Here is a 12,045-nt window from a genome sequence, read left to right on the forward strand (position 1 = left end):
AAGAAGCCGGACGATGAACCAAGATTTGATTCATCGTCCGGCTTTCATTTTGGACTGAGAGTTTTTTCCCAGCCTCTTATTACATAATTACAGTAAAATCTAATCCCAAATCTTCTTGGCAATATTAAATGCACTCCAGGCATTTGGCCAGCCAACATAAAAGGCAAGTTGGGTAATCATCGCACTAATTTCGGTTTTCGTAATGCCATTGTCTTTGGCAACTTGCATATGGTAAGGAAGCTGTTCAAAGGCCCCTTTTGTAATTAAAGCAGTAACCGTCAAAAAAGAACGATCCCGGGGTTTCAAAGAATCTTCATCTGCCCAAACCTTGCCGAATAAAACATCGTCGTTTAAAGCTGCAAATTGAGGAGCAAATTCTCCTAGTTGATCGCGACCTGCAGTTTGTTTTTTTGCCATGTTAATCATTGCCTCCTAATTGAGCGTATTCTTCGTCACTAACTGGTTCAAGCCATTCGCTTGTACCTTTAGTAATTGCTAGGTGAGAGAACCAAGAATCGTTAGTTGCCCCATGCCAGTGCTTAACGCCTGGTCTAATAACAATTACGTCACCAGGCGTCAAGCGTTGGGCTGGTTGGCCAGCTTCTTGGTACCAACCTTCTCCGGCAGTAACCAAAAGAATTTGATATCCGTTATGGTGGATATGCCAGTTATTACGACATCCCGGTTCAAAATTAACATTGGAAACGTTGATGTCAATCTCCCCAGTAGGCGCAACTAAACCGTTCAAATAACTATCACCCGTAAAGTACTTAGTAAATGCAACATTTAAATCCCCAAAACCAAATAGGTCATTTTTGACTGCTTCTTCATTTTTTATCATTGCTATAAAACCTCTTTTCTAGGTTTTAGTATAAAAAAAGGACCGATAAAACTGAAATACTCTTTTTTAGTAAAGTTTCATTCGAAAAATGAATTAAAGTTTTCGTAGCCCCTTGGCTACTTCTCGATTGGAATATTTAGGTTGAGCATCCTTAATAACATGGAAGCTAAAAAGGTCCATAAGGGGCTAGTAAAGTGTTCAAAATTCTTTGGAAAGCATTGATTGTTTGACCAATCAACTAACAATAGTGCGACTGTTCTTATTTTAAACAATTTAGGATTGCTAACACTGAATTAGCTGGTCTTTCGTTCCAAACGGGACTTACAACTAGGACGACGTCATAAATGTGAAAATAAGAATATGGTTTTTTTACCATTAAAAATCACCATAATGCTGAAAAACTATTAATATTTTCGTTTGTGAACTAAGAATTAGTAGCAAATAGATTATAGGAAAAAACGTCTTTAAGAGGTAATTCTAGATCATAGTTTTGTGAAACCGCTAACAACAATAAAAAACTGAATTTTTTTCACTTCACATACTTTTTAGGCAGTCGGTCATAAAAGTGATTAAACCGTTTTCATCTATTTGACAAAACCTGGTATGTTTGTGAATAAACTTAATTTTACGAAAGTATTTATTTTCACAATATTGAATTATTTTCAAAAAGATTTATATTATATGTAAGCGCTAACGAAATAAAGGAGGGCATTGATAATGACACAATTAGACTTCGAAAGTCTCAAGCACACACCTAAATATGAGACTTTACAAGTACTTAACAACGATGGAGAAGTTGTGAACCCAGATTTGGCTCCCGACCTCTCTGACGATCAACTTGTTGACTTGTACAAGCAAATGCTTTGGTCCCGGGTTCTGGGTGACCGTTCCACAAAATTAAACCGGCAAGGTCGGTTAGGGTTCTTCGCACCAACTGCTGGTGAAGAAGCTTCTCAAATGGGGACGAGTGCCGCAATGGATAAGGGGGACTTCCTTTTAACTGCTTACCGTGATATTCCTGAACTGGTAAAGCACGGTTTGCCACTTGAAAAGGCATTCTTATGGTCAATTGGTCACGTTAATGGGAATGTTTATCCAGATGGTTTGAATGCTGTTCCACCTCAGATTATTATTGGGGCTCAATATGCACAAACTGCTGGGGTTGCCCTTGGCTTAAAGAAGAAGGGTTCCAAGAATGTTGCTTGGACGTACACCGGTGATGGTGGTACTTCTCAAGGGGATTTCTATGAAGGAATTAATTTTGCCGGTTCCTTTAAAGCACCTGCATTATTCGTTGTTCAAAACAACGGTTATGCAATTTCCGTTCCTCGAAAAGTTCAATCCGCTGCGCCTGTTTTGGCTCAAAAGGCTGTTGCTGCTGGTATTCCTAGTGTTGTTGTTGATGGGATGGATATCTTAGCAGTTTACGAAGTTACTAAGCAAGCTCGTGAATGGATTGCTGCTGGTAACGGTCCAGTCTTAGTTGAAACGATTTGCTACCGGTTCGGTGCTCATACCCTTTCCGGTGACGATCCTAAGCGTTACCGTGACAAATCAGAAGAAGAAGAATGGTTCGCAAAGGACCCACTAATTCGGATGAAGAAGTTCCTTGAAAACAAGGGCCTTTGGGATGACGACAAAGAAGCTGCCTACAAGGAAGAAGTCGAAAACGACATCGACAAGGCAATGGAAATTGTTGAAAATCAACCAACTCAAAAGGTCTCTGAATTCCTTGAAAACACCTTTGACGAAACGCCAAGTGCAATTGAACGTCAAGTTAAGGAATACCAAGCTAAGGAGGGCAACTAATCATGGCTAAATTAACAATGGTTAAGGCGATCACGGACGCCATGGACGAAGAATTAGCCCGTGATGACAAAGTTTTAGTTTTCGGTGAAGACGTTGGTAAGAACGGTGGGGTCTTCCGGGCAACCGATGGACTTCAAGAAAAGTACGGTGAAGACCGGGTCTTTGATACGCCACTAGCAGAATCAGGGATTATGGGTCTCGCAAACGGGCTTGCCTTTACTGGTTGGCGGCCAGTTCCAGAAATTCAATTCATGGGCTTTATTTTTGAAGCCTTTGATGAAATTGCTGGGCAAATGGCTCGTGAAAGCTTCCGGACGGCTGGTCATTTAAAGATGCCGGTTACCCTTCGGACACCATTTGGTGGTGGGGTACACACGCCAGAACTTCACTCGGACTCACTTGAAGGCTTAGCTGCCCAAACTCCTGGTTTGAAGGTTGTTATTCCTTCTGGCCCATACGATGCAAAGGGACTTTTGATTTCCTCAATTCGTTCGGACGATCCAGTTATGTTCTTGGAACACATGAAGCTTTACCGTTCTATGCGTGAAGAAGTTCCTGATGAAGCTTACACGGTTCCATTGGACAAGGCTGAAGTAAAACGTGAAGGTACTGATGTTTCAATCATTAGTTATGGTTACATGCTCCAAGAAAGCCTTAAGGTAGCTAAGAAGCTTGAAGGTGAAGGCATTAATGCTGAAGTGCTTGACTTGCGGACGGTTGCTCCACTTGATGAAGAAGCAATCATTAACACGGTTAAGAAGACTGGTAAGGTTGTTTTAGTTCAAGAAGCTCAACGTTCTGGTGGGGTTATGAACCAAGTTGCATCCTTGATTGCTCAAGAAGCTATCCTTTCTCTTGATGCACCAATCAAGTTTGTTGGCGCTCCTGACACGCCATACCCATTCAGCGCTGCTGAAGATGAATGGCTTCCAAATGCCGATGACATTGAAAAGGCTGTTAAGGACACCGTCAATTTCTAACGAGGTGAAATGAGTAATGAGTGAAAAGTTTCAATTTAAACTACCAGACGTTGGTGAAGGAATGGCCGAAGGGACCATCGGTGAATGGCACGTTGCTGAAGGCGATACCATTAACAAGGATGATGATTTAGTTCAAATCGAAAACGATAAGTCGGTTGAAGAATTATCCTCACCAGTAACTGGTAAGATTACAAAGATTTTGGTTCAACCAGATGAAACCGCTACGGTTGGCCAAGTATTAGTTGAACTTGAAGTTGCCGATGGTGAAGGTAACGTTAGTGGTGATAGTGCCGCTACTTCTGAAGAACCAACTGCTGATGCCGCACCCGCTCCTGCTCCAGAAGCACCTGCCGCACCCGCTCAACCAGCTACTCCAGCTCAACCAGTTGCTCCAGTTGCCGCTCCTAAGGCTGACCACAGCTTGCCTGTATTGGCAATGCCAGGGGTTCGTAAGTACGCTCGTGAACAAGGTGTTGACATTGCTCAAGTTTCCGGCACTGGTAACCATGGTCAAGTTTTGAAGGCTGATATTGATGCCTTTAAGAGTAATGGTGGTGCGGTTGCCGCTGCTCCAGTCGCCAATGCTGAACCAGCAACTACGACGGTTGCGGTTCCAGAAACGGCTGCTCCAGTTGCCGCTGAAGGTTGGCCAGAACATGTTGAAAAGATGTCCCCTGTACGTAAGGCTACGGCCAAGGCAATGGCTAAGGCTGTTAGTGAAATTCCGATGATCCATGTCTTCGATGAAGTAAACGTTGATAAGCTTTGGGATCACCGGAAGAAGTACAAGGAATTGGCTGCGGAACATGATGTTCACTTGACCTTCATGGCTTACATCACTAAGGCATTAGCTGTTGTGATGAAGGAATTCCCTGAATTCAACGCTAAGGTTGATATGGCAAACAAGGAAATCCACTACCGTGATTATATTAATGTTGGAATTGCTACGGATACGGATAATGGTCTCTTTGTTCCAAATATTAAGAATGCTGATCAAAAGAGTCTGTTCGAAATCGCCAAGCAAATTTCGACAAATACTGCCAAAGCTAAAGACCACAAGTTAGGCCCTGACGACATGGCCAACACTGGGATGACGATTACTAACATCGGTTCCATCGGTGGTGGTTACTTCACGCCAATCATTAACTGGCCAGAAGTTGCCATCCTCGGAATGGGTAAGATTTCCGATGAACCGGTTGTTGAAGATGGCCTTGTAAAGGTTGCTAAGGTCTTGAAGCTTTCGTTGGCTGCTGACCACCGGATTCTCGATGGTGGGACAGTACAACGGGCAATGAACCGGTTGAAGGAATTGCTTGCTGACCCTGAATTATTGTTAATGGCCTAGTGTTGTTGATGGAAGGATGATATTAAATGGTTGTTGGAGATTTTCCAATTGATTTAGATACGATTGTCATTGGTTCTGGCCCTGGTGGTTACGTTGCTGCCATTCATGCCGCTGAACTTGGGCAAAAGGTAGCCGTAGTTGAAAAAGAAGACACCTTAGGGGGGATCTGCTTAAACGTTGGTTGTATCCCATCCAAAGCAATCATTCAAGTCTCTCACAACTACCGGACAAGCCTTGATAACGAAGACCAAGGGATTAAGGCCAACGTCGACCTTGATTTCGGCAAGGTTCAAGCGTTCAAACAAAGTGTTGTTAAGCGGATGACTAACGGGGTTGCCTACCTCTTCAAGAAGAACAAGATTGATGTTCTTCGGGGGACTGCTTACATCAAGGATGAACACAACATCCGGGTTATGAACGATGACCACGCTCAAACCTACACTTTTAAGAATTTGATCATTGCAACGGGTTCACACCCAATCGAGATTCCTGGTTTCAAATTCGGTGGTCGGGTTATTGACTCCACTGGTGCCCTTGCCTTGGACAAACTTCCTAAGAAATTGGTTCTTATCGGTGGTGGTTACATCGGTTGTGAATTGGCGTCTGCATATGCTAACTTTGGGACTGAAGTGACGATCATTGAAGGAACTGACCGGATTTTACGGAACTACGACAAGGAATTAACCGCTCCTGTTCTTAAGAACTTTAAGAACAAGGGAATCAAAGTAGTTACGAATGCCATGGCTAAATCAGCTAATGACAAGGGTGACAGTGTTGATGTTACCTACGAAGTTAATGGTAAGGCCGAAACGATTAACGCTGATTACGTTCTTGTATCCGTTGGTCGGAAACCAAACACTCAAAACATCGGCCTGGAACAAGTTGGAATCAAAACTGATAAGCGGGGCTTGATTCCAGTTGATGCAGCTGGTAAAACTGCTGTTGACCATATTTACGCAATTGGTGACATCGTTGCCGGTCCTGCTTTAGCTCACAAGGCTAGTTACGAAGGTAAAATCGCTGCTGAAGCGATTGCCGGACAACCATCAGTTGTTGATTACCATGCTATTCCAGCGGTATGTTATGTTGACCCAGAAGTTGCTTCAACTGGTCTTACTCCAGAAGAAGCTAAGGAACAAGGCCTTGATGTTAAGACCGCTAAGTTCCCATTCACGGCTAATGGGCGTGCAGTATCCATGAAGGCCACGGAAGGCTTTGCTCGCTTGGTCTTCTTGAAGGATACCGGAGTGCTTGTTGGGGCGCAAATTGTTGGGGCTGATGCCTCAAACATGATCGCTGAATTAACTTTGGCAATCGAATCTGGTAACACGGTTGATGACCTTGCCTTAACCATTCACCCCCACCCATCACTTTCTGAAATTTTGATGGATGCTGCTGATGTTGGCCTTGGGATGCCAACTAACATCTAATTAAGAATGTCTAAGGTTTGTAGCGAAATCAATTACAGGTGTGATTGGTTTCGCTATTTTTAGTTAAAAAGTATGCTGAAAAGAGAGTGAGAAAGAATGCAATATTTATCAATGACGTCAAATGATATTCGGCGGAATCTGGCGACGGAACAGCATTTGATGAACAGTGATCACATGCAAGTGCCTTTTATGTTATTTTACATCGAGGATTCTTGTATTATTGTTGGTCGGAATCAGAATACACTTGAAGAAATTAATCAAAAGTACTGTGAAGAACACGGCGTGACAATTACCCGTCGCCTTTCTGGCGGGGGAGCAATGTACCAAGATATGGGTAACCTTTGCTTTAGCTTTGTGGTACCGTCTAATCAAATCAAGTTTGGCGATTTTAAGGACTTGGTTAAGCCTGTTGTTGATGCCTTACATGATATGGGGGCAACCGGTGCGGAAGTAACTGGTCGGAACGATATTGTGATTGAGGGCAAGAAATTCTCAGGAAATGCAATGTATTCACGTGACGGTAAGACTTTCTCACACGGGACGTTAATGTACAATGTTAATACAGAAGTGGTTGCTGACGCATTGCGAGTTCCAAAAGATAAGATCGAATCAAAGGGAATTAAGTCTGTTCGGTCTCGAGTGACTAACATTATGCCATACCTAAAACCAGAATTTCAAAACTTGACGACCCAACAATTCCGGGATGAATTGATTAAGCGGATTATGAAAGTTGATACGATCGAAGAAGCCCAGAAAAATGAATATCACTTAACGGATGAAGACAACAAGGCAATTGATGCCATCGAAAACAAGTGGTACAAGAATGATGATTGGGTATATGGTAAGTCGCCAAACTTTACTGTTAAGAAGCGGAAGCATTTTGACGGTGGAACGATTGATGCTCGGTTCATGGTTGAACATGGTAAGATTGTCAATCTTAAGATTTATGGTGATTTCTTTGGCCCTGGCGATGTCCATGAGGTTGAAGAAACCTTGACTGGGGTTGATTATCGTCCAGCAGCTATGCAAGAAGTGTTACAGAGCGTCGATTTGAACAAGTACTTTGTTGGGATTCCACGCGAAGATGTTATTGATTTATTGACCGAACAACACTAGTTAATTTGTAACGCAGTGCAAGAGGATGGGGAAAAGCTCCTCCTCTTTTTGTTTTACATACTTTAGAACTTAACCTTGCATGTTAATGTAATGTAAGCAATACTAAAATTAAGTTTCGGTGTAAAGAGGTGCTTAAAATGAATTGGAAAATTAGTTATTATCAAACGCCGCATGATAATCGGGCACAACCCTTTAAGTACCAAGAGTTGGCACAAGTTGTAAAGTTAACTCCGTTTTTGAGTGGGCAAGCAATCCAAATATTGATGACAAACGTATATGGTAAAACACCACTTAAGTTTAAGCGGTTATTGCTTGCTGATCGTGAGGACTTTAGTAATGCGGTCTTAGTTCCTAAAAATGGAGTAGCTGAATTTGTGATTCCTCAAGGTCAATCAATTGGAATGGATGCAATTACTTTTCCAGTTAAAGCTGGCCAACCTTTATATTTCCGTTTGGAGGCGGATCAACCACAGACTTATGTTGATTTAGCAAGTACTTATGATCCCAGCCTTGTAAACGCAAGTATTAACAGTCGGGTAACCGGCCAACCACACCTTCGAGATAAGTGGCACCAACGGAAAAGCTGGTTTTCACTTGCTGGTTTCCGGGTTCTTCGGGAAAACAGCGCTCCTTTAGTTGAGTTAGCTGGTGATTCGTTAATCGAAACTGGGATGGTAGCAGCCGCAATCGGAAAACATTTATTAACTAATTATCCAGATCAAGTAACGATGATTAATACCGCCATTTCCGGGTCACAGTTAGTTTGTGATTCTCCGACAGATACTCCCTTATTTGCAACTTTTGGTCCGAGCTTATTGCATCGGTTAACCCAATCAACTTGGCGGCCACAGATAATGATTGCTTCGGCGGGAGGAAATGATTTAATGATGCCGTCAATTTCCTCGCAGAAACCAGTCCCAATGACTGAGTTAGAAGCTGGCTTTGAACAATTAACAAGGCTTGTTAAGCAACGAAGAGGAAAGTTACTTGTACCAACTCTAGGACCAAAACGAGCTAAAGATGCCGCGTATGGCGGAGGTAAAGCTAGGGTCAATCAAGCACGGGAGCAATTGAATAAGTGGCTTAGTCAATTTTCCTGGGCAGTGGATGTAACGAATGTCCTTAGTGATGATCAAGGATTCCTAGCTTCACAGTATGATTTTGGTGATCACCTTCATTTAAGCCCGGCTGGTGGCGTAGCTTTTGCTGATGCCTTAATCCCCCAACTAGATCAATTACTGAGGGAAGGAATTTTGTAATGGAGACACGGGTTCTAAAATATTTTTTAATGGTTGCTGAAACCAATAATATTACCGAAGCAGCCCGCCGACTCCATCTAACTCAACCGACCCTTTCACGCCAAATTCAGGATTTAGAGCGAGAAGTTGGAGTTCCCCTATTTGATCGGCAAAGTCATCAGCTCCACTTAAATGCGGCTGGTGTTTTATTTAAACAACGGGCAAAAACCATTCTTGAACTATTCGAACATGCAAAACAAGAATTAGTCTCTAGTCAAGATGAAATAACTGGGGTGATTAACTTAGGCTGTGTTGAAAGTTCAGTTGGTCCTTGGTTGATGGATCAAGTTGCTAGTTTTCAAGCTCACCATCCGGCAGTTAAGATTAACCTTTATGATGGGGACGGAGATAGTCTTCGGTCCCAGTTAGATGCAGGTTTGTTGGACTTAGCGGTATTGATCGAACCAGTCGAAGCGGCAAAATATAATTTTTTGACGCTTCCGGTTAAGGAAGCCTGGGGAGTAATCATGAGTAAAACGGTACCTGAAGCAAAATTAAAAGCAATTGATCAAGCAACCCTGAGTAAATTGCCTTTAACTATAGGACGGCGTCCGATTGTTCGAGATGATTTAGCAGAGAACATTAAACTTAAACGAACTGATTTAAATGTTAAAGTGACAGTTAACTTACCAAGTGTTTCTAAAGCCTTATTGTTAACTGGGAGATATTATCACCTTGGGATAGAGGGGGTCTATAAACAGTTCCATGATGATCGACTTATTTTTGTTCCCCTAGTGCCAGCGACTGTAAGCGGTCATCTTTTGATTTGGAAAAAGCAACAGGTGCTTTCGACTGCGACGACTGCTTTCCTACAAACAATTACCGGTTCAAAAAAATTTTAAAAAATAAGCCTAGTTCTCGCCTTTCAGAAGGTGGTTTGGTACAATAGGGAGCGAAAATAATTTAGAGAAAAGGATGTTGAATACGTGTTAGATTCTTATTGGATACGTTTGTTGATTATTGTTTTGATTTTAGCGTTGGCGGCGCTCTTTACCTTGCTTGAATATGCGGTCGTGAAAGTTCGACCAAGCGAATTAAAAGATATGCCCCAAACAAAGACGGTCCAAAAAGCGGAGCACATGGTTAACAACCTCTCCGAATACTTATCAACGGCTCAAGTTGGGGTTACGATGACGTCACTAATCTTAGGGTGGATTGGTGATACGTATATTACAGATTTACTGCTGATGATTGATGTTATTCCAGCGGATGTCCGGAAAGTTGTTGCCCCAATTGTTGGGGTGTTGATCTTTACCTTCTTCCACGCAGTCTTCACTGACTTGGTACCAAAGAATATGGCAATCGACCGACCAGTTCCAATTTTACTGGCAATTGTCCACCCAATTCAGTTCTTCCATTGGATCTTTTATCCATTCGTCTGGTTGTTTGCAGTAGTTGCCGGAAAACTGACCAAGGCTTTGGGGTTCAATGTTCAGCCAGAAGAAGATACTTATTCTCAAAATGAAATTATGACCCTATCTAAACAATCAGAAAAAGCTGGGGCAATGGATGAAGAGGATATTTTATTCATGCGACGGGCATTTGAAATGAATGATAAGGTCGCAGCTGATATTATGATTGACCGAACGCAACTTGAAGTGATTGATCGAACAGCTAAGATTAAAGAAGCTGCCCAATTGTACTTCAATAAGCGTTTTACGCGTTATCCAGTAGTTGCTAATAATGATAAGGATCATGTTGTTGGCTATATCTTCGCTTATGATATTATGCGGCAAAATCAAATTAACCCCGAATCCTCAATTCGTGATATCATTCGGAAAATCCCAACCGTATATGAAGGTGAAGATCTAACCGATGTTTTGAAGAAGATGGAACGAAAGGGGGCTCCAATTTGTTTGGTTCAAGATGAATATGGAGGAACTTCTGGGATCGTGACAGATAAGGATATCTATGAAGAAATGTTTGGGGATGTCCGCGAAGAAATTGATCACATTAATGGCGACATGATTGAAAAAGATGGCACTGATAACCGTGGTAACATGATTTACCGGGTTTCTGGAAAAACTAATCTTGGTGACTTTGAACGTTACTTTGATGTTGATATTCCTCAATTTGAAGATCTCGATGTAGCTACCTTGAATGGCTTTTTCTTGGAAGAAGAATATAGTTTAAAGTTAAATCACCCACTGCGAGTTGGTAACTTCTCCTTTATTCCGGTTGAAATGGAGAATTCAAATGTTAAAGAATTTCGGGTAACACAAATTAAGCCCAAGGATCAATCGAAAGCTAACAATTCAGAAGATAAAGTGGAAAATAAATAATAGCAAAGGGTTGAGAACGGAGAAAATTCTGTTCTTAACCCTTTTTACTATCCTTAAGATAAATTTTAATTTGGTAAGGAAAAGCTTTAATTTTTGCCAGTTTCCTCTTTTTACTTGGGTTTTCGATTATACTGACCATACTAAACGAAAGGAGCGAATTAATAATGAAACTCATGCCGCTTTTGATGGCGATGGTTATGGCTGTCATTATGTGCGATATTGTAACGCTCTTTGTCGGTCACCCACTAATTACTGGAATTTCTTTTTTGGTAATTATTGCCGTAAGCTTGATCGTGGGAAGTTTAAGGAAAATTAATTAATAGGAATGATTAAAATGAAACAAATCATCGAGACTTTAATTGGGATTATTGCCATCATTAATCTCTTTTGGTTAATTACTAGGCACCCAGTTCTGATGGGGACATTGTTTGGGGTCTTTAGCTTCTTGTTTTTAATCCTCTTAGCGCTATGTAATGCCGCTGGCCGGGCTGATGAAGTAAAATTAGAATTCGAAGATTTGAAAGAATGATTTAAGTAGTAGGTTGAAAGATAGCTACAAGAAAGCTTCAGTCAATAGCCGGGCAACTTTGTTTGGTGGCTACAAGTTCGAATCGAATTATATCAACCGTAAGGAAGGTAATGTTCATTAGGGTACAGCTCTGGCATGGCCATAAAATGCATTTGATCGCATAGCAAAAGCGATCAATTTTAGGCTAAGTTGCGGTGAGGTAAAAAAGTTTCCTGTCGTCCGCAAATTTAGGGCTAAATTTAATTAAGTTGTCTGTTAATTTCGTTAGATTTTTGATATACCCTTCATGAAGACGGTCCTTTCTTTTTGAAGAGACGGGGACAGCCGTCTTCTTTTTTGGCTCTTCGTCAACTGGTACTGATAGAATTTTTAAGGCTAAATTGGTCTAGTTTAGGCTGCCCAACGTGGGTGGCCT

Annotated in this window: 12 protein-coding genes; 10 read left to right on the forward strand and 2 right to left on the reverse strand. The window is 41.8% G+C overall.

The window, feature by feature from the left end:
* Positions 1-99: 99 nt before the first annotated feature.
* Together H5993_RS08085 and H5993_RS08090 are read right to left on the reverse strand one after the other, a co-directional pair.
* On the reverse strand, positions 100-417 hold the full coding sequence (locus H5993_RS08085) for a carboxymuconolactone decarboxylase family protein (RefSeq protein ID WP_204776966.1): 318 nt from the start codon (positions 415-417) through the stop codon (positions 100-102).
* Between the two features lies 1 nt (position 418).
* Entirely contained in the window at positions 419-841 is a 423-nt protein-coding gene (locus tag H5993_RS08090) for a cupin domain-containing protein (protein WP_204776967.1), read from the reverse strand.
* Between the two features lie 717 nt (positions 842-1,558).
* Here H5993_RS08090 and pdhA point away from each other — a divergent pair.
* The 10 genes from pdhA (at position 1,559) to H5993_RS08140 (ending at position 11,630) form a co-directional block, all read left to right on the forward strand.
* On the forward strand, positions 1,559-2,650 hold the full coding sequence (gene pdhA / locus H5993_RS08095) for a pyruvate dehydrogenase (acetyl-transferring) E1 component subunit alpha (RefSeq protein WP_204776968.1): 1,092 nt from the start codon (positions 1,559-1,561) through the stop codon (positions 2,648-2,650).
* A 2-nt stretch (positions 2,651-2,652) separates the two neighbouring features.
* Positions 2,653-3,630, forward strand: a complete 978-nt coding sequence (locus H5993_RS08100; protein ID WP_180872010.1) for an alpha-ketoacid dehydrogenase subunit beta — start codon at positions 2,653-2,655, stop codon at positions 3,628-3,630.
* A 16-nt stretch (positions 3,631-3,646) separates the two neighbouring features.
* Positions 3,647-4,975 carry a dihydrolipoamide acetyltransferase family protein gene (locus H5993_RS08105; RefSeq protein ID WP_204776969.1) on the forward strand — a complete coding sequence of 443 codons (1,329 nt, stop codon included), beginning with the start codon at positions 3,647-3,649 and terminating at the stop codon, positions 4,973-4,975.
* Positions 4,976-5,001: 26 nt separating this feature from the next.
* The gene (lpdA, locus tag H5993_RS08110) at positions 5,002-6,405 is read left to right on the forward strand and encodes a dihydrolipoyl dehydrogenase (protein ID WP_204776970.1); all 1,404 of its coding nucleotides are present in this window, start codon (positions 5,002-5,004) and stop codon (positions 6,403-6,405) included.
* Between the two features lie 96 nt (positions 6,406-6,501).
* The gene (gene lplA / locus H5993_RS08115) at positions 6,502-7,521 is read left to right on the forward strand and encodes a lipoate--protein ligase (RefSeq protein ID WP_204776971.1); all 1,020 of its coding nucleotides are present in this window, start codon (positions 6,502-6,504) and stop codon (positions 7,519-7,521) included.
* A 137-nt stretch (positions 7,522-7,658) separates the two neighbouring features.
* Positions 7,659-8,780 carry a GDSL-type esterase/lipase family protein gene (locus H5993_RS08120; RefSeq protein WP_204776972.1) on the forward strand — a complete coding sequence of 374 codons (1,122 nt, stop codon included), beginning with the start codon at positions 7,659-7,661 and terminating at the stop codon, positions 8,778-8,780.
* Entirely contained in the window at positions 8,780-9,661 is an 882-nt protein-coding gene (locus tag H5993_RS08125) for a LysR family transcriptional regulator (RefSeq protein ID WP_204776973.1), read from the forward strand. Before H5993_RS08120 ends, H5993_RS08125 begins: the two co-directional genes overlap by 1 nt.
* 84 nt (positions 9,662-9,745) lie before the next feature.
* On the forward strand, positions 9,746-11,101 hold the full coding sequence (locus H5993_RS08130) for a CNNM domain-containing protein (RefSeq protein WP_204776974.1): 1,356 nt from the start codon (positions 9,746-9,748) through the stop codon (positions 11,099-11,101).
* A gap of 164 nt (positions 11,102-11,265) precedes the next feature.
* Positions 11,266-11,421 (forward strand): hypothetical protein, encoded by a 156-nt coding sequence (locus H5993_RS08135; RefSeq protein ID WP_180872016.1) that lies wholly within the window; start codon positions 11,266-11,268, stop codon positions 11,419-11,421.
* Positions 11,422-11,435: 14 nt separating this feature from the next.
* On the forward strand, positions 11,436-11,630 hold the full coding sequence (locus tag H5993_RS08140; protein ID WP_204776975.1) for a hypothetical protein: 195 nt from the start codon (positions 11,436-11,438) through the stop codon (positions 11,628-11,630).
* Positions 11,631-12,045: the final 415 nt, after the last annotated feature.

It is taken from the genome of Limosilactobacillus alvi (genome assembly GCF_016900115.1).
Lineage (GTDB): Bacteria > Bacillota > Bacilli > Lactobacillales > Lactobacillaceae > Limosilactobacillus > Limosilactobacillus alvi.